The 23677-nt window shown below is 56.1% G+C and carries 22 protein-coding genes and 1 pseudogene; 9 read left to right on the top strand and 14 right to left on the bottom strand.

Annotated features, from left to right (window positions below; genetic code table 11):
* Nucleotides 1–102 (top strand): ATP-binding protein (locus N7422_RS08190; RefSeq protein WP_279806073.1); only part of this gene is annotated, 102 nt, incomplete at its 5' end.
* A gap of 26 nt (nt 103–128) precedes the next feature.
* On the opposite strand, the gene N7422_RS08185 is transcribed toward N7422_RS08190, so the two are convergent.
* From N7422_RS08185 to N7422_RS08160, 6 genes are all read right to left on the bottom strand, one after another.
* Nucleotides 129–1088, bottom strand: coding sequence for a zinc ABC transporter substrate-binding protein (locus N7422_RS08185; protein ID WP_019751573.1), 960 nt, complete (start codon nt 1086–1088; stop codon nt 129–131).
* Between the two features lie 40 nt (nt 1089–1128).
* Nucleotides 1129–2433 (bottom strand): MFS transporter, encoded by a 1305-nt coding sequence (locus N7422_RS08180; protein ID WP_019751572.1) that lies wholly within the window; start codon nt 2431–2433, stop codon nt 1129–1131.
* A gap of 181 nt (nt 2434–2614) precedes the next feature.
* Nucleotides 2615–3985 (bottom strand): chromate efflux transporter, encoded by a 1371-nt coding sequence (chrA, locus tag N7422_RS08175; protein WP_019751571.1) that lies wholly within the window; start codon nt 3983–3985, stop codon nt 2615–2617.
* Nucleotides 3978–4919, bottom strand: coding sequence for a chromate resistance protein ChrB domain-containing protein (locus N7422_RS08170; RefSeq protein WP_182408015.1), 942 nt, complete (start codon nt 4917–4919; stop codon nt 3978–3980). Before N7422_RS08170 ends, chrA begins: the two co-directional genes overlap by 8 nt.
* A 162-nt stretch (nt 4920–5081) precedes the next feature.
* A complete protein-coding gene (locus N7422_RS08165; protein ID WP_019751569.1) occupies nt 5082–5255 on the bottom strand; it encodes a DUF1289 domain-containing protein in 174 nt (57 codons plus the stop codon).
* A gap of 215 nt (nt 5256–5470) precedes the next feature.
* A complete protein-coding gene (locus N7422_RS08160; protein ID WP_269147914.1) occupies nt 5471–6646 on the bottom strand; it encodes a nickel/cobalt efflux protein RcnA in 1176 nt (391 codons plus the stop codon).
* A 90-nt stretch (nt 6647–6736) separates the two neighbouring features.
* Here N7422_RS08160 and N7422_RS08155 point away from each other — a divergent pair, with 90 nt between their 5' ends.
* Entirely contained in the window at nt 6737–7012 is a 276-nt protein-coding gene (locus N7422_RS08155; RefSeq protein ID WP_019751567.1) for a metal/formaldehyde-sensitive transcriptional repressor, read from the top strand.
* A gap of 126 nt (nt 7013–7138) precedes the next feature.
* Here N7422_RS08155 and N7422_RS08150 read toward each other — a convergent pair whose 3' ends face one another.
* The 4 genes from N7422_RS08150 to N7422_RS08135 all read right to left on the bottom strand — a co-directional run bounded on the left by N7422_RS08150 (nt 7139) and on the right by N7422_RS08135 (nt 9786).
* The gene (locus tag N7422_RS08150; RefSeq protein WP_019751566.1) at nt 7139–7348 is read right to left on the bottom strand and encodes a hypothetical protein; all 210 of its coding nucleotides are present in this window, start codon (nt 7346–7348) and stop codon (nt 7139–7141) included.
* 201 nt (nt 7349–7549) lie between these two features.
* On the bottom strand, nt 7550–8944 hold the full coding sequence (locus N7422_RS08145; RefSeq protein ID WP_019751565.1) for a heavy metal sensor histidine kinase: 1395 nt from the start codon (nt 8942–8944) through the stop codon (nt 7550–7552).
* Nucleotides 8941–9615 (bottom strand): heavy metal response regulator transcription factor, encoded by a 675-nt coding sequence (locus N7422_RS08140; RefSeq protein ID WP_019751564.1) that lies wholly within the window; start codon nt 9613–9615, stop codon nt 8941–8943. The genes N7422_RS08145 and N7422_RS08140 overlap by 4 nt, the downstream gene beginning before the upstream one ends.
* Before the next feature lie 9 nt (nt 9616–9624).
* Entirely contained in the window at nt 9625–9786 is a 162-nt protein-coding gene (locus tag N7422_RS08135; RefSeq protein WP_155738440.1) for a hypothetical protein, read from the bottom strand.
* Nucleotides 9787–9985: 199 nt separating this feature from the next.
* Here N7422_RS08135 and N7422_RS08130 point away from each other — a divergent pair, with 199 nt between their 5' ends.
* The 6 genes from N7422_RS08130 (at nt 9986) to N7422_RS08105 (ending at nt 17794) form a co-directional block, all read left to right on the top strand.
* Nucleotides 9986–11098, top strand: coding sequence for an efflux RND transporter periplasmic adaptor subunit (locus N7422_RS08130; protein WP_029380633.1), 1113 nt, complete (start codon nt 9986–9988; stop codon nt 11096–11098).
* Complete coding sequence (locus N7422_RS08125; protein WP_019751562.1) at nt 11098–14181, top strand: CusA/CzcA family heavy metal efflux RND transporter; 3084 nt, start codon at nt 11098–11100, stop codon at nt 14179–14181. The genes N7422_RS08130 and N7422_RS08125 overlap by 1 nt, the downstream gene beginning before the upstream one ends.
* Nucleotides 14174–14476, top strand: a complete 303-nt coding sequence (locus N7422_RS08120; RefSeq protein ID WP_019751561.1) for a DUF3240 family protein — start codon at nt 14174–14176, stop codon at nt 14474–14476. The genes N7422_RS08125 and N7422_RS08120 overlap by 8 nt, the downstream gene beginning before the upstream one ends.
* Complete coding sequence (locus tag N7422_RS08115; RefSeq protein ID WP_019751560.1) at nt 14476–15711, top strand: TolC family protein; 1236 nt, start codon at nt 14476–14478, stop codon at nt 15709–15711. The genes N7422_RS08120 and N7422_RS08115 overlap by 1 nt, the downstream gene beginning before the upstream one ends.
* A gap of 181 nt (nt 15712–15892) precedes the next feature.
* Entirely contained in the window at nt 15893–17221 is a 1329-nt protein-coding gene (locus N7422_RS08110) for an OprD family porin (RefSeq protein WP_019751559.1), read from the top strand.
* A 243-nt stretch (nt 17222–17464) separates the two neighbouring features.
* Entirely contained in the window at nt 17465–17794 is a 330-nt protein-coding gene (locus tag N7422_RS08105; protein ID WP_019751558.1) for a DUF2790 domain-containing protein, read from the top strand.
* A 278-nt stretch (nt 17795–18072) separates the two neighbouring features.
* On the opposite strand, the gene N7422_RS08100 is transcribed toward N7422_RS08105, so the two are convergent.
* Nucleotides 18073–18204: a YHYH domain-containing protein gene (locus tag N7422_RS08100; RefSeq protein ID WP_110096711.1), complete on the bottom strand. Its 132-nt coding sequence runs from the start codon at nt 18202–18204 to the stop codon at nt 18073–18075.
* Between the two features lie 690 nt (nt 18205–18894).
* Nucleotides 18895–19311: a hypothetical protein gene (locus N7422_RS08095; protein WP_019751557.1), complete on the bottom strand. Its 417-nt coding sequence runs from the start codon at nt 19309–19311 to the stop codon at nt 18895–18897.
* Nucleotides 19312–19401: 90 nt separating this feature from the next.
* Here N7422_RS08095 and N7422_RS08090 point away from each other — a divergent pair, with 90 nt between their 5' ends.
* Entirely contained in the window at nt 19402–19677 is a 276-nt protein-coding gene (locus N7422_RS08090; RefSeq protein WP_019751556.1) for a helix-turn-helix transcriptional regulator, read from the top strand.
* A 350-nt stretch (nt 19678–20027) separates the two neighbouring features.
* Here N7422_RS08090 and ligD read toward each other — a convergent pair whose 3' ends face one another.
* On the bottom strand, nt 20028–22622 hold the full coding sequence (gene ligD / locus N7422_RS08085; protein WP_019751555.1) for a DNA ligase D: 2595 nt from the start codon (nt 22620–22622) through the stop codon (nt 20028–20030).
* Nucleotides 22623–22819: 197 nt separating this feature from the next.
* A pseudogene (locus tag N7422_RS08080) lies at nt 22820–23518 on the bottom strand (DNA polymerase ligase N-terminal domain-containing protein); the annotation flags it as partial.
* Nucleotides 23519–23677: the final 159 nt, after the last annotated feature.

Raw genomic sequence — 23677 nt, 5'->3', positions numbered from 1 at the left:
GTCAAACGCATCATGGAGCGCTTTGGTGGACAGGTAGACATCCACAGTGCGCAGAACGAGGGGACCCAGGTTCGTCTTACTTTTGCCCTTGCGGCTCAGTGATGAAGCCTGGGTGATCCCTCAGCATTTCATGACGAGGACTTGCGATCGAGTTGCTCCAGGCAACTACCCATTGACTGCCCTAAACGATCAAGAAGCATGCTGTAACCACCTGCTTGAGGCGTGATCCCGTAGCCGAGGGCATCCAGCTCAGCGAAGCGCACTGGCATGCCTGCAGCAATGGTCTCCGCCAACTTGGGGCGTACGGGTGGCTCATAGAAAATGCAGCTGGCACCTGCATCTTTGAGCAGTGCTTTGAGCTCGGCGACATGTCGGGCTCCGGGTTGAATCTCGTTGCCTATCGTGAGGATGCCTCTGTGCTTCAGTCCATAAGCCTCCTCGAAGTAATCAAAGGTCTGATGGAACAGGAAGAATGGCTTACCTGACAGAAGGGCCAGGCGACGTTTCAAATCCCCATCCTGCTGTTCTAGACGTTCTCGGAATGCTGCGAAATTGGCTTGATAGCGCTCCGCATTTTGCGAGTCTGCGATTGCTAAATCGTCTGCCATTTGCTTGGCGATGATCAATGCATTCCCCGGGTTCAACCAGAGGTGAACATCGATGGAGCCCGGGCGGTGAAGGTCGTCGTGGGCATCATCCGGATGCTCGTCAGGGGTTACCTGATTGGTTTTCCCAAGTTGGCTATCGCCAAAGTGGCGGACATGCAGACCGTCCAGGTTTTGAATCGAGACGGTTTTGCCGCGTCGGGCTTCTAGTGTTTTACTCAGATAAGTTTCCAAGTCCGGACCGATCCAGTACACCAGGTCGGCTTGTTGCAAGTCCCTCACCGTTGACGGCTTGAGCGTAAAGCTATGTGGGGAGGCACCCGCCGGCACGACCGCGACAGGCTCGCCTAATCCGTCCTGCACTTCCGCCGCGATCAGTTGCAGAGGCTTGATGCTGGTCACCAGGTTTACAGCGGCTGACGCCTTGAGGCTTGCCATCCCCAGCATCATTGCAGCACTGATCATTAACGCGTTCTTGAGCATTAAACGTCCTTCAAAAATTGAACAGCCAGACCCAGCAGAATCAGCAACCCGGCCATTTGGGGTGATCATCATCGATCACGAATGTGTGGGCATGTGCCTTACCTTCAGCAACATGTGGGTGGTTTTCCGGCAAGTCGACATGAGAATGCGCGACCACCTCTTCGTCATACTCCGGTCGCCATATCTGCTTGCTCAGAATCCAAGCCATTGCTGCGACAAGCGTCAGGCCAATGAAAGACGCGGTCAGGCTAACGCTAGCGCCTAGCCACCCAGCCAGGGGGTAGGTGATCAGCCAGCAAGCGTGGGACAAGGCAAATTGCGCAGCGAATAATGCTGGGCGGTCTTGGGAAGTTGATGAACGACGCAAGATGCGTCCTGATGGGGTTTGAGCAAGGGAGTAACCAGCTCCCAGTGCAACCCACAACCCCACGAGGCTCCAATAGCTGTTCACGAAGGTCCCGAGCAGCAGGCCTACGACCAAGACCGCGCCGCCAGCGAGCATCGCCTTTCGGTCATCCAGACGTTCAAGCAGGCGTGGGAGTGCCAGTGCGACGATCATTGATCCTGCACCAAATGCCATGAGCGCCATTGCCGTTGAACTCTGCGGCAACCCGAAACGAGATTGAACAAGCACGACGGTATTGACGATGACCATCGCGCTGGCTGCCGCGACGGTCAGGTTCAAGGCCAACAAGCCACGCAGTCGTGGAGTGCGCAGGAAGATCCGCATACCTTTGGTGGTTCGCTCGTAGATGCTGCGTTTGGGGCCGCGTATAGCAGCGGGCAGAACCACTGTGGCTACCATCGCGGCAGATACCAGGAAGCCCACGACAGTGCCGGCAAACAGGCTGTGGAAGCTGACCACGGTGAGCAGCAGCGCTGCGAGCATCGGGCTGATGACACTTTCCAGGTCGTAGGCTAGTCGAGACAACGACAGCGCTCTGGTGTATTCGCGTTCGTCGGGCAGGATGTCTGGAATAGTTGCCTGGAAGGTTGGGGTGAACGCAGCAGAGGCGGACTGCAGGACAAAAATGAGTACATAGACTTGCCAGATCTCCGTAACGAACGGCAGCAGCAAAGCAACCGCGGCTCTCACCAGGTCCAGCGTTACCAGCATGGCTTTTCTAGGCAGGTGCTCCGCGAACGCAGCCGCAACGGGTGCGACGCCGATGTAAGCCGCCATTTTGATCGCCAACGCGGTACCCAGTACTGCGCCTGCCTGGGCGCCCGCCAGATCGAAGGCCAGCAAGCCCAAGGCAACGGTGGCTAACCCGGTACCCACCAGTGCAATGACCTGAGCCAGGAACAGGTGTCTGTAGGTTCGATTTTTCAGGACCGATAGCATGCAAACCTCCCTGCAGTGCTGTTTTCCTGGCCGCGATATGGCATCGCAGGCAGCGTGAATTGGTTATAGCGTATCCCCCTGGGGGGGATATGGTCAATCCAGGCTTAGTCAGGGGCATGCACTTTCAGGGGGCAAGGTGCTTGTTGAGGAGCCGGCCAACGATGTCAGCCGGCAACCGGCATCAGATACGCAACATATGAACTGCCAGACCGGCCAGGGCACAGGCAAGCAGTACCTGGATGACGCCACGCTTGAAGCGGAACAAGGCAATCGCTGCAGCGATCGCGATCAGCGCTGAAGGCCAGTCGAATGTTCCAGCGAACCCCTTTGGCCAAAGCACGTGGTAGCCGAAGAACAGCGCCAGATTCAGGATTACCCCCACAACTGCTGCGGTGATGCCGGTCAGTGGTGCGGTGAACTTCATCTCGTTGTGCGTCGACTCTACCAACGGGCCACCGGCGAGAATGAAGATGAACGACGGCAGGAAAGTGAACCAGGTGACGAGGCTCGCCGCGATTGCGCCGGCGAGGAACGGGTGTTCTGCGCCAAACATTGGATGCACGTAACCCCCGACGAAGCCTACGAAGGCGACTACCATGATCAGTGGCCCTGGCGTGGTTTCCCCTAAGGCGAGGCCATCGATCATCTGGGTGGGTGTCAGCCACCCGTAGTGCCCGACAGCGCCCTGGTAGACATAGGGCAGCACAGCGTATGCACCGCCAAACGTCATCAGGGCGGCCTTGGTGAAGAACCAGCTCATTTGCGTCAGAGTACCGTCCCAGCCAAACGACAGCGTCAGCAGCCCCATGGGCAGGACCCAGAGCGCAGCACCGACCAGCAGTAGTCGCAGCAGGTGTCCCCAGCTGAAGCGGGCATGCTCAGGCGTTGGGGTGTTGTCATCGATCAGGGCAGGTCCATAGCTGTTCTTCGTGGCGCCATGGCCACCTCCGATCACGAATTTACTTGGAGCAAAGCGACCGCCTAAATAGCCAATGATGGCGGCTACCAGCACGATAAGCGGGAATGGGGCGTTGAGGGCAAAGATGGCCACGAACGAAGCGGCGGCCATGGCCCACAGCCAGCCGTTCTTCAGTGCACGCGACCCGATCCGGTGAGCCGCGTGAACGACGATGGCAGTGACCGCCGGTTTGATGCCATAGAAAATCCCAGCCACCACGGGCACCTCACCGAAGGCGACGTAGACCCAGGACAAAGCGATCAGGATGAACAATGACGGCAGCACGAACAACGCACCGGCAATCACACCGCCCCATGAACGGTGCATGAGCCAGCCGATGTACGTGGCGAGTTGCTGAGCCTCTGGTCCAGGCAACAACATGCAGTAGTTGAGCGCATGCAGAAATCGCTTTTCGCTGATCCACCGCCGTCGCTCAACCAGCTCCTGATGCATGATCGAAATCTGCCCGGCGGGTCCACCAAAGCTGATGAAGCCCAGCTTGAGCCAAAACAGAAACGCTTCAAACAAGCCGATCGGCTGCTGAGCAGCTTGCGACGGAGGCTGTTCGCTGACTGCGGAGGTGGTATCAACCATTTTGTTTTTCCTCACTTGCGAAAGCCGTCAGCAGGCCATCGAAGATGCCTCCGGCGACCGTTGTCAGTTGATCGTCATCGCCAATGCTTTCTCTCAAACCCGCGAGGACGCGCTCGATGCCAGGTGCCTCGGAGGGCTGGCTTCCACCTACATCCAGGTAATGAACAACAGCTGCCAACCGAGACAGGCCTGGTTGTTCAACCGCAAAGCTTTCGATGAGGGTCTCGAACGACACCCGCTGGCCGACATGGCTGAACCTCGCGCCATCGAAGTCGAAGCCCAACGCATCGGTCGGGCAGTCGCTGGGACTTTCCAGCCAAAGGAATTGGGCGTCAGCATCGATGAAGCGACGGATGAGCCAGGCACACGCCAGCCTATCCACCCAGGGGCGTTTTCGAGTCGCCCAGCGGCGACCCAGGTATTCGCTGCGCTCAAGTCTGATGATTGTCTCGTCGTGCGCACTGGGCTCATCGGATGACAGTGCACGGCTGATTGCGGTCTCAAGCGCCTGCAGGGTCGAGTCAGTCTGAGCCTTGAGCACGCCAGGGAAGAAATCGATCGCCGCCAATTGGCTGAAAGCCTTTCGAAGCTTGCGCACCTGCCGCGCGGTTTGCAGGGCGTTGTCCGGTGAAAGATCCGCTCGGCAGCCTGCAATTTCTTCCATCAGCTTGGCGTAGTCCTCGTTTCTGTCGAACAACCCACTGAAGCGCTCCTCACGCTCAGGCAGAGACAGCAGAAATGCCGTGCCATTGATCGCCAGCACGTCTCGTTCCACGGCTTCGAACGCTTCGCGAGCCGTGCTTTGTTGTGGCAGCAGGTATACGCCATCTCGTAGTACTGCAGCACCAGAAGCCTTGAGGGTTCGCCAAGCGCGCATTCGCTCCGTGGCGTTAGCCGTGGGAAGCCCGAGAATCAGTAGCGACCATTCGCTCATGTAGAATACTCAACAAAAAATGTATCTGTATCTACATTAGGTCTTGAGTCGGTCGAAATCAACGAGTAAATGCCCGCATGCGCAAAGCCCGTTGAGCAGCGTGGCGGCGCCGACGCTATCCACTTGAACTCTGGTGCTGGAGCGCTGAATGGTGCCCCAGGGCTACTTCTTCAGCCCCTTCAGTCTCGCGGCAGCTTTCTGCACGGCGGCCATCTTTTCTGGACGTTTCATGCGCTTCCACTTGCGGATCTCATCTTTTGAGCGCCCGCAGCTGACACAAAGATCTCCCTTCAATTGGCAGAGTGAAATACAAGGGTTCTCGATTTGCGAAGCCATTGATGAATTACCTGTGGGTCTGAGTCGGAGTGTGCGAATGCCGGCAGCAAGTGTGGCCAGCACCCACATATCTCACTCGAAGGACATTTGTGGTCAGGTTTCATGGAGCGGCAGTAGCCGCTCGTGATTCCCTCATTGCGGCATTGGCCATCAATGGCGACGACCGCAACGGGAGCGCCAAACGCGCAAAATGCACGATTGGATGACATCCCTCGTTAGCTAGTGAGTCCGATCCAGCCGTTGATACCCACGTAGATGCCTACGGCGATGATGATCATGCTGGACAGGTACGGTGCTCGACGAGCCACAGCTCCCAACCAGGGCCAGCGATTGGAGGCGCGTTTCGCTCCGACCGCTGCTGCGACCCCAACAGTTACCAGGGTCATGGCGAGGCCGATGCTGAAACACAGTACCAGCACGGCCCCGAGTGCGATTTCCTTGACCTGCAGGCACAGTAGCAAAACAGTGATCGCTGCCGGGCATGGGATCAGGCCGCCAGTTAAACCGAACAGGATGATCTGGCCGGTAGTCACATCACGGTTGGCGAAACGCTTTTTGATGTCGTTTGCATGGGCGCGCTCGTGCGCATCCTGATAGCCATCGACGCTCAGTTCGAGCTGATCGAGTTCGCCATGGTGGTGGTGATCATGCGCTTCGGCAAACTCCAGATCGTAGTCATGAGCATGGTCGGAATGACCCAAGGTCAGGCGTACTGAAAACTCATGAGGCTCAGGAATCGAGTCAATGGATTCCAGGAAGCCGTCACGTTTCTCGAAGGCGAACGACATTGTTTCACCGTTCGGCCGAGTCGTGAGGGCCTTAACTTGAGCGGCCTGCCATGGATGGCCATCTAAGGTTTTCAGTCGCCACCGAGGTGGTTGCCCGATTTCAAATATCGACAGTTCAACACGTCCATGCCCAGTGTCGACGCGGCGTGTCTCATCATGGGCATGCTCATGGCCGTGATCGTGCCCGTCACCTTGCTCGAATTTCCACATTTGCTCTCCGCGCCAGGTGCGCAGAAGCATCCACAATGCGACGGCGATGATGATGGCTGCTGAGCCTAGCTGGAAGTAGGGCTCGGTGGTTTCAGCATCAAGGTTGCCGCCCAGGTACATCCCTGCCATGGCGACGAGCCAGACCACGGCTGTATGGGAGAACGTGGCAGCCAGCCCCAAGAGAGCCGCCTGCTTGGCAGTTCCTCGCACAGCGACGATGAAGGCTGCCATCATTGTTTTGGAGTGCCCTGGCTCAAGGCCATGCAGGGCGCCGAGCAGGATGGCGCTTGGGAAGTAGAGCCAAGCGTGGGCGGTACCCTGCTGAAGTAGTTCTGCGAAACCCATGGTGAGACCTCTGGAGTAGTGCCAATAGCGCGTGAGGGCGGCAGTCATAGAGGCCGCCCTTTAAATTGTCGTACGATTGGGTTGAAATCGTACCCTTAAAATACTATCCCCCAGTAGGGGATATGAAAAGAGGTTGTCATGTCTCACACCATGAAGAATCAGCGTCAGTTGCTGACTCGGGTCAAGAAGATCAAAGGGCAGGCTGCCGCCCTGGAGGCAGCGTTGGAGCAGGAAAAGGATTGCCTGGGAATCCTTCAGCAGATTGCCGCGATCCGGGGGGCGGTGAATGGGCTGATGGCCGAGGTGGTGGAAGGCCATATCCGTGAGCATCTGGCGGCAGAGCATCTGGATGCGGCTCAGCGACTAGAGGAGGCAGACAAAATCTCCTCGGTACTCAGGTCTTACTTGAAGTGAGGAGCTGACCTAGCAGGTCGGGTAGTCGGTATGGCGGAGTGGGATGGTAGAAACGAGAAAAGGCGCCGAGGCGCCTTTGATCATCGAGCAGCAAAAACTAGGTAGATGAACAGCACATCTATCAGCTCAGGACTGGCTTTTAGGGCCCTCCTTTTGCTGGGTGGACGAAGGCTTCGACTGCTCTGCCTCCTTTTCCTTCTCGCCCCAAAGGCGTTTCTGGTCATCGCGGAATTCTTTGTTGAATTTCAGTGAGCGCTCGGCCCCGCCCTCTGCAAAGGCTTGGCCGCTGATGCCCACTGCCATTACGCCAATCAGGAAAAGGTTAGTCAGTCGCATATCAAACTCCGGGGCTGGATCGGTAGTGATCTTGAGGTTTCGATACCCTGAAGCTTAAAGACCTGTCTCTGACGAGAGCGTGAGGCGCGAATTACAATGTTGAAAGACGACGCCGTATGATTGAAGAGATGAACAGGCTTCAGGCCTTCGATCCATCGGAAGGCCTTACGTTGGGATTAGCTTGTGAGGCCGGGCGCTAGGTCACAGATGGCTGGTCGGAAAGCTGAGATGGAACCAGGTATACCTGTCACCGCTGACTTCAACCTTGGCAGTGCCTTGGTGCAGGCTCATGATGGAGCGCACGATCGCTAGACCGAGACCTGTGCCCCCCTCGCTACGTGCTCGGCCTCTGTCCACGCGATAGAAGCGCTCAAACAGATGAGGCAGATGTTGATCGGGAATACCGCGTCCAGGGTTACCGACGCTCAACTGAATCTGATCGCTGCCACGGTGGACTTTGACCTGGACCGATTCGCCTTTCGGGCAATAACGAATAGCGTTGGATAGCAGATTCGAAACTGCTCGCTGGATCATGAGTCGGTTGCCATTCACGACATCGGCGCTCCCTGAAATCTGCAGTGCTACTCCGTTTTCCTCGGCCGAGAAGGCAAACAGGTCGCAGACCCTCTGCACTTCATCCACCAAGGCCACGGTCTCAAATTCCACCAAGGCAGCTGGCTGGCTCACATGGGCCAGGAAAAGCATGTCCGCAACCATGCGCGTCATGCGGTCCAGCTCCTCCAGGCAGGATTCGAGCACATCACGGTATTCAGCGGATGAGCGTTCACGCGACAACGCTACTTGTGCTTTCCCCATGAGATTTGACAGCGGTGCCCTGAGCTCGTGGGCCAGATCGTCCGAGAATTGCGAGAGTTGCTGTACCCCACCATCCAGGCGATGGAGCATAAAGTTCATGCCATCCGCCAGATGTCGAAGCTCTGCCGGCAGCTTGTCAGTGGGCAGGCGGTGGCCCAGATTGTCGGTGGAAATCTTGGACGCTACCTTGAGAAAACGGGTCAACGGCAGCAAGCCACGTCGGACAGTCCACCAGGCCACAATCAAAATAACGGCCAGAATGAACGGTGATGCGGTCAGCGCCCAAGTGACCATGGCGCCCAGGAGCTGTGCGTCCGACGACTCGTCCACAGTCATGTAGACGCCAATCTGGGTGCCGTCTTTCAAGCGCATGATCTGCGCCGCACTGAGCATCGGATTTCCCGATTGATCCTGCCACTCATGGAAGGCCAATTCGTCCCGAGCAGGGAAGCGATGGAGCTCGAAACTCACTTGTTTGGAGCCGATGGTCAGTAATGGAGCCTTGCTGTCAGCAGAGTCGAAAATGCTGACATACAGATTGTTGTGCCCCATCGCGAGATCGACGAGCAGGTGGGAATCAGCGGTCACCCCCGATACATCTTCGATGGTCGCAATGTTATGGGCCATGCCGCTCATTTTGGTTTCAAGCGCTGAACGGGCCGTGCTCTCCAGCGCTTGGCCGAGCATCACATAGCCAATGGACGCGCACAGTACCAGAAGAAGCACGCTCATGAAGCCGACTTTCAATCCCAGCTTGGCAGCCAGGCTCAACTGCCTCATGAGCGGTCCTCTACCACGTACCCAACACCGCGCATCGTATGGATGAGCTTGACCTGGAACGGGTCATCGATCTTCGCACGCAGGCGCCTGATTGCAACGTCGATCACGTTAGTATCGCAATCGAAATTCATGTCCCACACGAGCGAGATGATCTGGGATCGCGTCAGGGCTTCGCCTGCGCGACTCATCAGCAGGTGCAGCAGGGCAAACTCCTTGGTGGTCAACTCGATGCGCAGGTCGCCGCGAAATGCGCGGTGACGGCCGGGGTCAAGCTCCAGGTCGGCGACCTTGAGCGTATTGCTTTCAATCATGTCATCGCCGCGGCGCTGGAGTGAGCGGACGCGAGCGAGCAACTCCGGGAACTCGAAGGGCTTCACCAGGTAATCATCCGCTCCGCCGTCCAAACCCTTGAGCTTTTCATGAAGCCGGCCTCGTCCGGTGAGCATGATGATGCGCACGCGGCTGGTTTTCCTGATGGTCTCCAGCACTTCCCAACCATCAACTTCTGGCAGATTTACATCGAGAATGACCAGGCCGTAGGTGTTATGGTTGAACAGGTGAAGAGCGTCTACGCCATTACTTGCACGGTCAACGATATAACCGCTCTCGGTCAATCCTTGCTGAAGATATTCGGCAGTTTTAGTTTCATCTTCCACAACTAGAACGCGCATATTTGATCTCTAAAATTCGTCAGTAAAATATTGCTTGCGGTCAATTAAATATTTTTTCATGTGTTTCAGGGTGTGTCTTGCTTGGGGCTTCAAGCGCCCGCAGGCCGCGTTGAGGGTGATCTTAGCGCGAAAAAAATGCGGCCGGGCAATTCCTACAAATTTGTAATTCACCCGTAACGTTCCTGATAGTCGCTGCCCTCTAGAATCGGAGCAGTAGAGGAGTCTACGACACTTCCCTTCCGCGCATAGAGTGCAGCAGACGAGCGGGTTAAATAGTTAGCCCCAATAGTTGTGCACGCCTTGCTTATCTTCAAATCCTCAAACAGGTCGAGATCATGTCCTTGTTATGGCGCTTGACGGGGAACTTCTGATGAACAATGAAAGATACCTGCGCTGTGTAAAGAGTCTCTCTTTTTTCACCGCAATTATTATTTCCGGGCCCGCCATGAGTGCTGAGAAGTTCTCTGTTGCAGAAGACCAGATTCAGGCTTTGGGTATCAAGGTTTCACCGGTCCAAAGCATGAAGCAGACGGTCAGCAGTCGTTATCCTGGCCAAGTTGTCGTGCCGCCAAAGGCTGAACAGATCGTCAGCTCCCCGCTGGAAGGTGTTGTCGTTCAGTTACTGGTGGGCGAATACCAACCCGTACGCAAAGGCGACCCCGTAGCCAGGCTTTCCAGCCCAGCCATGAGCCAGCTTCAGTTGCAACTGTTGCAGGCTGCGTCCCGTGCAACGCTTGCCCGTCAGGCCTATTCCCGTGAGCAGACGCTTTTTGATGAGGGGATTATTCCCAAGCGCCGGGCTCAGGAAGCACAGGCCACGCTGAAGGAAGCCGAAGCGACGTTGGTCCAGACGAAAGCGGAGCTGGCGTTGGCAGGTCTGACCCCGCCGATGATGGAGCAAGTCGTCCGTTCAGGTATTCCATCTGACCGGATAATCCTTACCGCCGTCCAGGATGGGATCGTCAGTGCAATCTCCGTTCGCCCTGGGCAGCGTGTAGATGGCGCTACATCGTTGCTCAACATCACCCAGGTCGACGCCCTGTGGCTGGATGTGCAAGTGCCTTCTCAGGCCAGTATCGGTATCCAGCCCGGTGCACCGGTAACGATCGTCGACAAGAATGTGAGCGGGCGAGTGATCAACCTGAGTCCGACCGTTACAGCAGACAACCAGTTTGTAGTGCTGCGGGCCGAGATCGAAAACCCTGGGCGCGCTATACGCCCGGGTGAGTTGGTAACTGTCGAGATCCCGGTCCAGTCCGCCGGTAATTCTTGGGATATCCCCATCTCCGCAGTGGCGCGCAACAAGGCTGACTCCGTTGTGTTCGTCCGTACGCCTGAGGGTTTCGAAGCGCGCCCTGTGAAGGTTGAGGCCAGTGCCGGGCAGCTTGTGCGCGTGCAGGGCAACATCCGTGAGCAGGATCAGGTTGCCGTTGCTGGCGTTATTGCGCTGAAAGGTGCCTGGCTGGAAGAGGACGGAGAGTAATGCTGAGCCGTCTCATTCAATTCTCGTTGTCCCAACGCCTGTTCATGGTGTTGGCGACAGTTCTGCTGACCGCAGCGGGCTGGTACGCCTACCGCGGTCTTCCTATTGACGCATTTCCGGACGTTGCCAGCACCCAAGTCAAGGTGATCATGAAGGCGCCTGGCATGACACCTGAGGAAGTGGAAAGCCGCATCGCGGTGCCCATCGAAGTCGAGATGCTGGGCATCCCGAAAACCAAGATTCTGCGTTCTGTTACCAAGTATGGCCTGGTCGACGTCACCATCGATTTTCAGGATGGCACGGACATTTATTGGGCTCGCCAGCAGGTGTCCGAACGCTTGGGCAACCTGACTGACAGCCTGCCCAGCGGTATCAGCGGCGGTATGGCCCCCATCACTACGCCGCTGGGTGAGATGTTCATGTTCACCGTCGATAGCGAGGCCATGTCGCTGGTCGAGCGCCGTAGCCTGCTGGATTGGGTCATTCGACCTGCATTGCGCACGGTGCCCGGCGTCGCTGATGTCAACTCGTTGGGTGGCCAGGTTCGTACGTTTGAAGTGCTGCCGGACCCCGTTCGCATGGCTGCCAATGGTGTCAGCCTGCAGCAACTGGCCAACGCGGTGAACACCAACAACCGCAATGATGGTGCCGGACGCCTCGGTGAGGGGGATGAAGTTCTGCTGGTTCGCAGTGAGGGGAGCATTCGCACCCTGGATGACCTGCGGGCTGTCGTGGTCAACCCCAGTGACTCGTCACCGGTTCGCGTTGGCGACCTGGCCGAAGTCCGCCTTGGCACCCTGACGCGCTATGGCGTAGTAACCCAGGACGGTAAAGGTGAAGCCGTTCAGGGCTTGGTGCTGGGCCTTAAGGGGGCTAATGCCCGTGAAGTTGTCAGCGGTGTTCAGCAAAAGCTGAAGGAGCTGGAGGCCACTTTGCCTCCTGGCGTCAAGATCACCAGTTTCTATGACCGATCTTCCCTCGTGGACAAGGCCGTAGGTGCCGTATCCAAAGCACTGATTGAAGCGACCGTATTGGTCGTTCTGCTGCTGGCATTGTTCCTTGGTAACGTTCGTGCAGCATTGACCGTGGCCTTGGTACTACCGCTTGCAGCGCTGATCACCTTCATCATGATGCGTTTCTTCGGCATGTCCGCCAACCTCATGAGCCTCGGCGGGTTGGCGATCGCGATCGGCATGCTGGTCGATGCCGCAGTCGTCGTTGTGGAGAACATTGTCCAGCGCCTGGCCACAGACACTTCCGGTGGGAAGTTGCCACGGCTGCACATCATCTACCGAGCGGTTCGCGAAGTAGCAGTCCCCGTCACCTCAGGCATCTTGATCATTATCACGGTGTTCCTGCCGCTGCTGACGCTTCAGGATCTGGAGGGCAAGTTCTTCGTTCCGGTTGCACTGACGATTGTCTTCGCACTGGCAGCTTCGTTGTTGCTCTCGCTGACTGTGATTCCCGTCTTGTCTTCCTATCTGCTGCGAGAGGTCAAGCATGAAGACCCCTGGTTGGCACGCAAGCTATTGGGTGCGTATGGCCCCATCCTTGAGTGGGGGCTTGCTCGCCAGAAAGTGATCGCAATCATTGCCGGCGCCATGTTGGTGGTAGCGGGGCTCGTTTACACACAAGTGGGCAAGACCTTCATGCCGACCATGGATGAGGGCGACCTGATCGTGGGTATCGAGAAGCTTCCCTCGGTGAGCCTTGAACAGACGGCCGAGCTGGATAAGAAGATCCATCAATCCTTGATGAAGGCCATCCCTGAGATTCGCGGCATCGTTGCGCGGGCAGGTTCTGATGAAATCGGTCTCGACCCCATGGGCCTGAACCAGACCGACACCTACTTGCTGCTCAAACCAATGTCGGAATGGCGGATGGACACCAAGGAAGAATTGATGGAGGAGATCCGCAAGGTCCTCGATCCAATGCCTGGTATCGACTACAGCTTCACCCAACCGATCGAGATGCGCGTCTCTGAGATGATCATCGGTGTGCGGGGTGACTTGGCCGTCAAAGTGTACGGACCGGATCTGGCAACCCTGAATCAGCTCGGTGGCAAGATCGAATCGCTGCTCAAGACCATTCAGGGTAACCAGGATGTGTACACCGTTCAGAACGACGGCGTGCAGTACCTGCGGGTCGAAATTGACCGCCTTCAAGCGGGCCGTTTCGGGCTGGATGTCGAGACGATCCAGGACGCGCTGCGCGTGCAGATCGAAGGGCGTCAGGCCGGGCTGGTCATTGAGGGTAACCAGCGTACCCCGATTCTCATCCGCTCCGCCGAGTCGGTACGCAATTCGCCCGCGGAATTCGATGCCGTACGTATTACTACACCTGATGGCAAGACCATTCCACTGAGCGCCGTGGCCAAGCTGGAGCGTGCCGATGGCCCAGTGAAGATCGACCGTGAAATGGGCAGTCGCTACAGCGTCGTCATCGCCAACGTCAGCGGAAGAGACCTTGTCGGCTTCGTCGAAGAAGCGAAAGCGTTGGTCGCTCAGCAGGTTGAGCTACCCAATGGCTATCGCATCAGCTGGGGTGGGCAATTCGAGAACCAGCAACGCGCCGCAGCACGGCTTTCCGTCGTGGTTCCGGTGGCGCTGGGCCTGATCTTCGTCCTGCTGTTCTCCACCTTCGGCTCGGTTCGCCAAGCGCTCTTGATCCTGAGCAACATTCCATTCGCGCTGGTGGGCGGCATCGTCGCCCTGTGGGTTACTGGAGAGTACCTCTCGGTGCCTGCGTCGGTCGGTTTCATTGCTTTGCTGGGTATTGCAGTGCTCAACGGCATCGTTCTGGTTAGCTACTTCAACCAGCTTCATGGCGAAGGCTTACCGATGAGGGAGGTTGTACTTCAGGGCGCACGCCGACGACTTCGCCCGGTATTGATGACGGCGTCGATTACGGCATTCGGTCTCGTCCCGCTGCTGTTCGCCACGGGACCTGGATCTGAAATTCAACGACCTCTTGCCATCGTTGTTATTGGTGGTTTGATCACCGTAACAGCCCTGACCCTGATGTTGCTTCCCATCCTCTATCTGCGTTTTGCACATGCCAAAAAGGAGACTGCCGATGCCTGACATCTGGTTGACGCTGCTCTGCACCCCGAGCCTTGAAGAAAAAATCATCGACCATTTGCTGGTGTCAGTCGGCACGAGGATCTTCACCAGCGCTACTGTCGCTGCCCATGGTCTGTCCACGGATGCCCTGAATCCAGTTGAACGCGTGATGGGGCGTGCCCGTGCCGTGCAGATCCAATTGGTCGTTGAGCAACAGCATCTTGAGCCGTTGCTGGACTCGCTCAGGCAGGAGTTTCCCAACACGGGCGTGCGCTATTGGACAGTTCGGGTCAGTGAGTTTGGGGAGTTTATGTGATGAAACGCATTTTACCCCTGGTGGTTCTGATGGGACTGAGTTCCGTTGCAGGCGCTCAGCCAGTCGCACCCATGAACATCCTGCCCAAACCTCTGGCGATGTCGTTGCTCAATGCGGATCCGCGCGTCGCGTCGGCCAGATCGACCATGGATGCAGCCATGCTTGAGGCGGGGATTATTCGTAAGTCGCCCTACGAGTGGAATGCGACAGCAACCGGCCAGCAGCGGCGTGTCGATGCTGGTCCCAACTACAACGAGTGGAACGTTGGCATTCAGCGCACCATTCGGCTGCCTGGCAAAGGCCAGGCAGACCAGGATATCAGTGGTGCCACGGTCAAATTGGCGGATGCGACTTATGGTGAGGTACGTCACGAGACTGCGCGTGAGCTCATGACGATGTGGCTCGATTGGCTGGCCTCTGAACACGCTCTCGAAATCGCCAACAAAGGGTTGGCCTCGGCCAAGGAAAGTCTTGCTGCGGTTGAAAAGCGTAACCGTGCGGGGGACGCATCGAAGCTTGATGTCAGTCTCGTGAAAGCCGAAATTGCTGATCAACTTCGCCAGGGTAACGAGGCGAAGGTCAAAGCTGCAGCCAGTTGGGCGACGTTGTCACGGCGATTCCCGGGTATCGACCGAAAGGTCGTGGCTTTACCGGTGCCATCGTCAGAGCTTGGTCAGTATGAAACCTGGCGTGAGCGGATCCTCGCCGAAAGTGATGTACTGCGCAGGGTAGAGGCCAGCTTGCTGAAAAGTGAAGGCCAGTCGGCACGTGCCAAGGCAGACAAGATCCCAGACCCGACGCTGGGTGTGTTCACTGCTTCGGAGCAGGGCGCTAGGGAAAGAATCTACGGCGTGACCTTCAGCATGCCGATTCCAAGCGGTACTCGCAGTGCTCGTTACAGCCAGGCAATGGCCCAAGAGAGTGCTGCCCGCCAGGACGTAGACCTCATCAAGCGAGAACTGGAAGCTGCGATTGCCAGTGATGTGGAGATGGCCTCAGGCGCCTATGAAAACTTCCGCATTGCTACAGAGGGGGCTGAGGCCATGGCTCAGAACGAGGCACAAATGCAACGCGCCTACGAATTGGGTGAGGCTGACCTGCAGTCCCTGCTGCTATCTCGACGTCAAGCAGTGACATCGGCATCGAATGCACTGCAGGCGCATGTCGATACTTTGCGGACTCACTTGTCACTGCTGATCGATGCCCATTGGATATGGGGGTTGGACGAAAGCTGAGCACGCTCGTTTAGCCTGAAGTGCCCGGCAGGGAGTGCCGGGCCATCTGTCAAAATCGTAATGAACTTATCATGCTCCAGTTAGTTTTGGGCAGTAATGATAGGAAGCGGTCGCCACTCAGCAGTTGAATAATAAATGGCCGGCCTATTCCTACAAGAAACTGCCATGGTACGGAGCAATCATGAAGAAAAGTGCCACGCTTTCACTTGCTGTTTTATCCGCGTTAGCAGGTGCCAGCACGCTTACAAACGCAGCTGAAACCACTGAAAAAGAAGGCTTCATTGAAGGTAGCAGTCTGTCCGTCCTGAACCGAAATTTCTATTTCAACCGGGACAATCGCAACGGAGAACGAGGCGCAGGGGGCGCTGGATATTCCGAAGCGTGGGCGCATGCGGTTATTGCTAAATTCGAGTCCGGCTTCACTCAAGGTACTGTGGGTGTGGGTGTTGATGCTTTCGCCATGATCGGGTTGAAACTCGATACGGGCGGTGGCCGTAACGGTGCTCGTAGTTCGTTCGATGTGCTGCCTGTTGACAGTGAAGGTAAGGCGCGTGACGAGTACACCAAGGTTGGCGGCGCAGTAAAAGCCCGCGCCTTTGATACAGTTATCAAGGCGGGCGACGTGTTCCCGGCCACGCCTGTCGTCTCGTTTGGTGATTCTCGCCTACTGCCAGAATCGTTCCGAGGCGTTACCTTCTCTAATACCAGCTTGAAGGGACTTACCCTGCAGGGTGGTCGTCTGCACTCCATGAGCCAGCCTGTCTCAAGCGATATGAGAGACACGTTTGCTACCTTCTACGCAGGACCAGTCAACTCTCCGTGGGTTGGCTACTTCGGCGGTGACTATGAGCTCAACAAGTACACGACTGTCAGCTTGTACACCAGCCGCCTGAAAGATGCGTGGGACCAAAGTTACTTTGGAACATCGTTCACCTACCCGATATCTGATGAGCTGGCTCTGCTGGCAGGCTTCAACTACTATCGTGCCGTGGATGAAGGCAAGAAGCTGCTGGGTGAGTTCGATAATAACATTTGGAGCGGCAAAGTCGGTGTGCGCTTCGGCGCTCATACGGTGTCGCTCACTCATCAACGCAATAATGGTGACGACGACTTCGACTATCTCCGTCAGTCGGACTCGATCTACCTGGATAACTCTATCCAATACAGCGATTTCAACTCACCGAAAGAGCGCTCTTGGATGGTTCGCTACGATCTGAACATGGCGAAATACGGGATTCCAGGGCTCAGCTTCATGGCACGCTACGGCAAGGGTACGGACGCTGACTACTCGAACGCAAACAATGTGTATATGCGTCGAGATGCGGGCGGCAATCCACTCACCGACCAAAAGCGCTGGGAGCGTGATATCGAAGTCAAGTATGTCGTCCAAACCGGTTCGATGAAGGATATGTCCTTCCGTATTCGTCAAGCAAACACCCGATCCACTCAGTTCGAGTCTGATCTCGATGAGTTCCGCCTGATCGTGGAGTACCCACTCAGTATCTTGTAAGAATTGCGCGGTCTTTCAAAATTGTAATTGATCAATCATGCTGCTGTTAGTCTGACTTTGCTAATTTAGCACCAGGCATCAAGAGCATCTCACTGTGAAATCTTGCTCTCGTTTTTCACGGTGGTCTGATGTGGTGGCGATCGTCGGCACATCTACGCATTCACCTTTGAAGCACAAGTGCTCCTTTGGAAAAGGTGAATTTTGGCGCCCTTAATGGGCGCTTTTTTTTGCATGGAGGAAAATATGAATATTTTGAAAGGTTTCGTCGCTGCCGCACTATTTTTTTTCGCCGCTTCCGTCAGTGCGCAGAACAACGTTAAAGACATCAATGCCCGACTGGAACAAGTCGGCAAAGACGCCACCGCTCGATATGCTCAGAGCCTTAATAAACCTATGCCAGAGCTGAAGGATTATCGTTATGGCATGGACATGGATATTGCTAAACTGGTGCATGTCTCGCAGAATGTCATGTATTGCGGAAACGTCCGAAGCATCATGAGCTTTGAAGATTCGAAGGGTGAGTTGCATATGGTGAGATATATTGTTAAGGGTAATTGCTATAACAATAAATAAAAATGTAGCTGGTTTGGTGGTTGCTCGCCAAAAATGGTTGTCAAAAGTTTGAGCTTAGTCATCCCAGGTTTACAAATTTTTCTGATTTTACAGTGAAAAATGCATCCTAGGGCTGAGCGAGCCCCAGTTCGCTGGCAGGTGGTGAAAAGGGATAGCGGAGAGTTTCAAGACGAAAATTCTGCGGAGGCCTAGGGTAAAGGGTCCGAATGTCAATATTCTACACGTAGCGCTGATGTACGCTGTTCGCACACCAGCGCAATTAACTTCTATCAATCTGCTCAGTGGCAGTGACGATCACCTGTCTTGTGATTTGTATGACACCCCTTGGAATCCGTCCCGCCGCTGTGTGCAACCGCGGCTACTGAAGAAAACGAAAGGACAGCGGCGATCACGAGGGAAACGATCTTCATTTTGCTCACTCCATGTGTAGTTTTGTGGTGGCAATACGCCACTCGCGAAGGATATGGCGAAACGCCGTCATTCACCAAGCCTTACTCACCGGAAGCTGATGAATGACCTGAATTTGGACCGCGTTGCTGACGTCATCTTGTGCTGCAAGTCACTGAGTCAGTCGCTACCGTCAGCCTTGAACGCGGGCCGGCGTTGACGAACAGCATGCATCAGTCGGAGGGTGCGGAGGACCCCGCGTGCAAAGAGGGCTGCACTAAGCCATAGGTAAATACGGCCTGTGTGCCGAGAATTGTGGCAGGTCAATAACCTTGTTGACTTTGACTGGCAACGTAGTCGGAAGGGCGGACCCCCCCCGATTCTACCCAGCCTTGTAAACCACTTTTTTTCACTGTAAACCACAGTGGTTTACAGTGAAAAAAAGTGGTTTACACCCTCAGCCCGAACGCAGTGGCTGTAGGGGAAAAGGCGGGTACAAAGACTGCGCAAGGTCGTGGCTCAGAAAAAACTAACCCCCTGGTGCGCAGTACAGATCAAAGGAACCTGTCCGAGGCGTGGGGGCTAATCTCGGTATTGATGCTAACACGAGACTGCAGTGGTCGACAGCTGCTTGAAATGGCGATGCGGTTGTCTGTGAGTGCGGCAGGGGGAGCGGAGTATGCCGGCTCGGCCACAGTTCTCTGGTTCACTCATCAGCCTGCGCGATAGACAATTCGCTGACTGCAAGGGAGCCTCATAACCCTGACTGGTTCCTCATATCGAGTACCGTTGGCGAGATCGATCAAGAACATTAACCGCTCATTGATCTCATGCAACTCAATGGCTTGAACAGGCACCATTGTCCACGTGCCTGAGCCATCATCGCTAGGCATTACGCTCATGACGCAAGTCACGGTCGCGTTGGCGGGAAGGCTTTCCAGTAGCTGGCGAAAGTGATCCACGCAAGAAACGAGCATCATCCGCTGAAAATCAAAGGTGTTATCCAGCTGCCTAATGCACACATACAGCCAAGGTAAGGCCAGCTCCTGCTCAACGATCGCCCATTGCCTACTGCCGTCAGGGAAGTGAAGGCTGCCGCGAAGCTCAGCGCCTGGATGAGTCACGAACATGCAGGCCACCTCGTACCGAAAATGAACACTATAGATTGTAGTTCTTTAGTGTTCAATGACGCCTCATCGTTCCTTTTGCAGGAGTCGCAAATGGAACTGAATGACGCCATGGGCCAAGCGCTACGAAATGCTCGTGTTCGTAAGGGCTTGACACAGGAGGACTTTGGCAGCATCAGCAGTCGAACCTACATCAGCTCCTTGGAGCGGGGGATGAAAGGGGTAACAGTCAACAAACTGACCTCAATTGCCGACATGATGGGTGTGCACCCGCTTAGCATTTTAGCTGAGGGTTTTTTGCTGCAATCTGGGGGCAGTCTTGACGAGCTGCTAGCCCGCGTCCGAACCGAAATTGGTGATGAGCACTGAAGACTCAACATTGTAGGCTTAGCCTGCTGATGCAGACTGCAGCTGGTGAAATATGCACATACAGAAAAGGTAGTTAGCAGCCTTTGCGACAGGCCACTAACACCTCAAAGCCGCATTCCTCTCGGCAATCTGGAGCGGGGTTGGAAAAGCTGTCCACCCTCGCGTACACGCTCATGTGCCTGGTTAGCGGCATGCATTGACGCATCAGCGCTTGTGGGGGGCGAATTGAAAACTCCATTCCCAGATAGAGGTCATGACTGTTCAAGTCGGACGAAACCCCTGGTCACGGGCAGGTAACATCATGGTCAACTCAAGCCCAAATTCCCAATCGTAGGTTTATAGGCTCAGGGTCAGAGCTTCTTCATGCCCACCCGCCGGCGCATCTCGGCAGTAATCGTCTGCCGGGTTTTCTTTATGTCCGCCCAAGGTTCATTGCCTACTTCAGCCAATCGCCCAAGCACATTTTGTATGTTCCACAGGTTACCGCCCTTAAGCTCCTTCACTTCTTCTCGAAATATCGGAACCGACACAGGCAGCCCCTCGCGGGTCCGCGCTGCGTAGGCGCAGATCGTGGTCGCGCCCAATCCGTTGCGCAGGTAATCGATGAAGATCCGCCCGACACGGTTTTTCGGCCCTGATACTGCGGAAAATCGCTCAGGCAGCATTTTAGCCATGTGGCTGACGATAGCGTGGCTGAAGTTCTTGACCTCATCCCAGCCATGCTTGCGGGTCAGCGGTACCACCAAGTGAATTCCCTTACCGCCGCTAGTCTTGAGGAACGCCTTGAGCCCCAACTCATCGAGCACTGTGAGTGTCAGCTGGGTGGCTTCGACCATACTTTTCCATGGCAGCGCCGGGTCCGGGTCGAGGTCAAGGACGAAGCGGTCAGGTTTGTCGAGATGGTCCGAGGTGGCGTTCCAGGTATGTAGCTCGACTGTGTTGATCTGCACCGCCCCTATTAAGGTCTCGACGTTGTTAATGACCATCATTGGCTGGCCCGTGAGTTTATGATCGAGGGAGATGATGCCGGGAACCTTAAGGCGCTCGGCGTTCTTCTGGAAAAACAGTTCTCCGGTAATTCCATCAGGCGCTCGCACTAAAGCTACAGGGCGGTCCTTGAGCTGCGGGAGAATCCACTCGGCCACGCTTGCGTAATATTCCGCGAGTTGGACTTTGGTTGTGCCGCTGGTAGCGTCAATGACGCGATCCGGGTGGGTGATGTGTATCTTGCTATGTTCAGAATTGATCTGAGACGGCGCAGTCGGGGCCTTCTTCTTGGCTGAGGAAGCTTTGGCATCGATATTTTTCCCATGGATATTTTTAATGATAGTCGGCTGCTCCACCGTGATGTCGCTGGCAGGCTTGTCATCACGAAGGCCATGGAACACCGCATGACGCACCGAGCCGTCCTTGGTCATTTCGGCATAGGCCACTTCTGCCAGCAACTGCGGTTTAAGCCAATGCACACGAGTGAGCTCTGCACTTCTGGGCGGGTTAGCCACTGCAGGTTTCTTGGTTCGGAGAGGCTTGATTCGATCATGGATGCTCTTGAGAGTCGCCTCCGTAAACCCGGTGCCGACTTTGCCGACGTAGCGCAACTCACCGCTGTCTCGATCATGCAGCCCCAGGAGCAGGGCGCCGAATGCATTGCGTGAGCCTGTGGGATCGGTGAAGCCAACGATGATGAATTCCTGGCGACGCTTACACTTGAGTTTAATCCAGTCACTGCTGCGCCCAGAAGCGTAGGACGAGCCGAGGCGCTTGCCGATCAGACCCTCCAACTGCATATGACAGGCGCTGGTGAGCAAGTCATTAGGGTCTTCGATGAAGGCCTCGGAAAAACGCAGTAGGGGCTCTTTGCCGGACTTTAGGATCGCCAAGAGCGCAGCCCGGCGTTCCTCGACCGGCACCTCGCGCAGGTCCACGCCATTGAAATAGGGCAGATCGAACAAGTAATAGAAGATATTGCCACTCTGGCCTGCCTCGAAAGCGTTTTGCAAGGCCTGAAAATCCGGTATGCCTTGGTCGTCGATGACCACAATTTCACCGTCTAGCCAAGCTGAATTCAATCCTAAGGAAAGCAATGCCTTGGCCTGCCTTGGCAATTTGTGGGTCCAGTCGTGCCCGTTTCGTGTAAAGAGTCGAACCTTTTGATCTTCTATCCTGGCAAGCATCCTAAAACCATCGAATTTGCACTCATAGATCCATCGACCGCTAGGAGGCTTTTCCACCAGAGTCGCCAGCTGCGGCTTGATGTAGCCCGGCAGTTTCGCCTTGCGCGCACCGGTGAGTGGCGAGAGCTTTGTTTGCCGTACAGGCTCTGCAGCTTTCTTGGTGGGCTTGGCCTTGGCTGTAATTGATGTGTTGGGTGATTTGGCAACGATTGCCCGTTCGCTGATCACGCTGTCGGGTTCGGCGACAACCACGTCGTAAATATCTTCAGGCCGAGCGGAACTGTCTTGATGCTTGATAAGAAACCATTGCTCCTGCTTGCCCGGCATGTGCGTGCGAACCAGGTTCCATAGACCGCTCAGCTTCTCGCCCTGCAGTTCAAACTTGAGGCGGCCCTTTGCGTAGGCCTCGACCGGGTCGCCCAGAGGAATCCACATGCCGCGGTCCCAGACGATGACGTCGCCAGCACCATAGTGGCCTTCGGGTATGCTGCCTTCGAAGGTAGCGTAATCCAGCGGATGGTCTTCGACATGCACCGCCAGGCGCTTGACCTTGGGATCCAGTGACGGCCCCTTTGGTACCGCCCAACTCTTGAGCGTACCGTCCAACTCTAAGCGAAAGTCGTAATGCAAGCGCGAGGCATCATGCTTCTGAATGCAAAACTGCAATGCATGCGCTTTGCCCTTGCGCCTGCTAGATTTTGTGAGGCCAGCAGGCTCTGGACTCTCCTTGAAATCACGCATTTTGTTGTATTTTTCGAGCTTCTTTTCCATGATGCCCTCCGCAGAGTGCTTACAACATCGACCTTCGCCTCACCTGAACTCAGCATTTTGAAATTTACAGCTGTGAGGCTGGGTGATAGATCTCGACGCGAAACGCAACGGGTGCATTTTTTCAATCGCAACACCGTAAACAGCTCAGATAGAAAAATAAGGCTTCTCAAACGCAACAGCTGGGCTGGTACCTATTTGTACTTGACTTCGTAGCGCCAGTCGCCGTCCGGGGGCGAATCGACCAAGGTGGCCAGTTGCGGCTGAAGCCGATCCGGCAGGGCCGCGCGGCTGGCCTGGTGCTTGCGCGCGGGGGCGGTCGCCTTGGCCGCGCGGCGCGGCGGCAGAGTGCGGTCGCTCAGCACACTGTCCGGTTGCGCGTCGACGATGCGGTAGTCCGTTTCGCTGCGCGCCTGGCTATCACGGGACTTGACCAGCATCCACTGCTCCTTCTTGCCGGCCAGGTGGGTGCGGAACAGGTTCCAGACACCTGCCAGCTTCTCGCCTTGCAGGCGAAACCGCAGCTTGCCCTTGGCGTAGGCTTCGCGTGGGTCGCCTTCGGGCTCCCAGATGCCTCGATCCCAGACGATCACGTCGCCGGCGCCGTAGTGGCCTTCGGGGATATGGCCTTCGAAATCGGCGTAGTCCAGTGGGTGGTCCTCCACGTGCACGGCCAGCCGGCGGACCTTGGGATCGAGCGAGGGCCCCTTGGGAATCGCCCAGCTTTTCAGGGTGCCGTCCAGTTCCAGGCGAAAGTCGTAGTGCAGGTGGCTGGCGTCATGCTTCTGGATGCAGTACTGCAGCGCGTGATCCTTGGCCGAACGGCTCCGCTTGCCGGCGGGTTCGGGGGTGGCATTGAAGTCGCGCTTGCGCTGGTACTCCTGCAGGGGCTTGGCCATGGCTGGGCTCCGGAACGGTTCGCGGGTCTCTAGGTTGGGAGGTGGGGCAGGGCGCGGAGTTCAAAAAATGCATAGGGCCCGGCATCTCCGGCGACCGCTGAAGAAACTCTGAATCATTTCTGCGTGGGCGCAGTCGACCGAATGAAGCCCACAAACGGA

Source organism: Pseudomonas sp. GD04091, assembly GCF_029836165.1.
GTDB lineage: Bacteria > Pseudomonadota > Gammaproteobacteria > Pseudomonadales > Pseudomonadaceae > Aquipseudomonas.
Note: the sequence above shows the minus strand (reverse complement) of the source record. Positions and strands in the feature narration are given on the sequence as shown.

Bases quoted from the DNA above. Each gene is read 5' to 3' on its own strand.
- N7422_RS08185 (WP_019751573.1), bottom strand. From the start codon at position 1,088: ATGCTCAAGAACGCGTTAATGATCAGTGCTGCAATGATGCTGGGGATG.
- N7422_RS08180 (WP_019751572.1), bottom strand. From the start codon at position 2,433: ATGCTATCGGTCCTGAAAAATCGAACCTACAGACACCTGTTCCTGGCT.
- chrA (WP_019751571.1), bottom strand. From the start codon at position 3,985: ATGGTTGATACCACCTCCGCAGTCAGCGAACAGCCTCCGTCGCAAGCT.
- N7422_RS08170 (WP_182408015.1), bottom strand. From the start codon at position 4,919: ATGAGCGAATGGTCGCTACTGATTCTCGGGCTTCCCACGGCTAACGCC.
- N7422_RS08165 (WP_019751569.1), bottom strand. From the start codon at position 5,255: ATGGCTTCGCAAATCGAGAACCCTTGTATTTCACTCTGCCAATTGAAG.
- N7422_RS08160 (WP_269147914.1), bottom strand. From the start codon at position 6,646: ATGACTGCCGCCCTCACGCGCTATTGGCACTACTCCAGAGGTCTCACC.
- N7422_RS08155 (WP_019751567.1), top strand. From the start codon at position 6,737: ATGTCTCACACCATGAAGAATCAGCGTCAGTTGCTGACTCGGGTCAAG.
- N7422_RS08150 (WP_019751566.1), bottom strand. From the start codon at position 7,348: ATGCGACTGACTAACCTTTTCCTGATTGGCGTAATGGCAGTGGGCATC.
- N7422_RS08145 (WP_019751565.1), bottom strand. From the start codon at position 8,944: ATGAGGCAGTTGAGCCTGGCTGCCAAGCTGGGATTGAAAGTCGGCTTC.
- N7422_RS08140 (WP_019751564.1), bottom strand. From the start codon at position 9,615: ATGCGCGTTCTAGTTGTGGAAGATGAAACTAAAACTGCCGAATATCTT.
- N7422_RS08130 (WP_029380633.1), top strand. From the start codon at position 9,986: ATGAACAATGAAAGATACCTGCGCTGTGTAAAGAGTCTCTCTTTTTTC.
- N7422_RS08125 (WP_019751562.1), top strand. From the start codon at position 11,098: ATGCTGAGCCGTCTCATTCAATTCTCGTTGTCCCAACGCCTGTTCATG.
- N7422_RS08120 (WP_019751561.1), top strand. From the start codon at position 14,174: ATGCCTGACATCTGGTTGACGCTGCTCTGCACCCCGAGCCTTGAAGAA.
- N7422_RS08115 (WP_019751560.1), top strand. From the start codon at position 14,476: ATGAAACGCATTTTACCCCTGGTGGTTCTGATGGGACTGAGTTCCGTT.
- N7422_RS08110 (WP_019751559.1), top strand. From the start codon at position 15,893: ATGAAGAAAAGTGCCACGCTTTCACTTGCTGTTTTATCCGCGTTAGCA.
- N7422_RS08105 (WP_019751558.1), top strand. From the start codon at position 17,465: ATGAATATTTTGAAAGGTTTCGTCGCTGCCGCACTATTTTTTTTCGCC.
- N7422_RS08100 (WP_110096711.1), bottom strand. From the start codon at position 18,204: ATGAAGATCGTTTCCCTCGTGATCGCCGCTGTCCTTTCGTTTTCTTCA.
- N7422_RS08095 (WP_019751557.1), bottom strand. From the start codon at position 19,311: ATGTTCGTGACTCATCCAGGCGCTGAGCTTCGCGGCAGCCTTCACTTC.
- N7422_RS08090 (WP_019751556.1), top strand. From the start codon at position 19,402: ATGGAACTGAATGACGCCATGGGCCAAGCGCTACGAAATGCTCGTGTT.
- ligD (WP_019751555.1), bottom strand. From the start codon at position 22,622: ATGGAAAAGAAGCTCGAAAAATACAACAAAATGCGTGATTTCAAGGAG.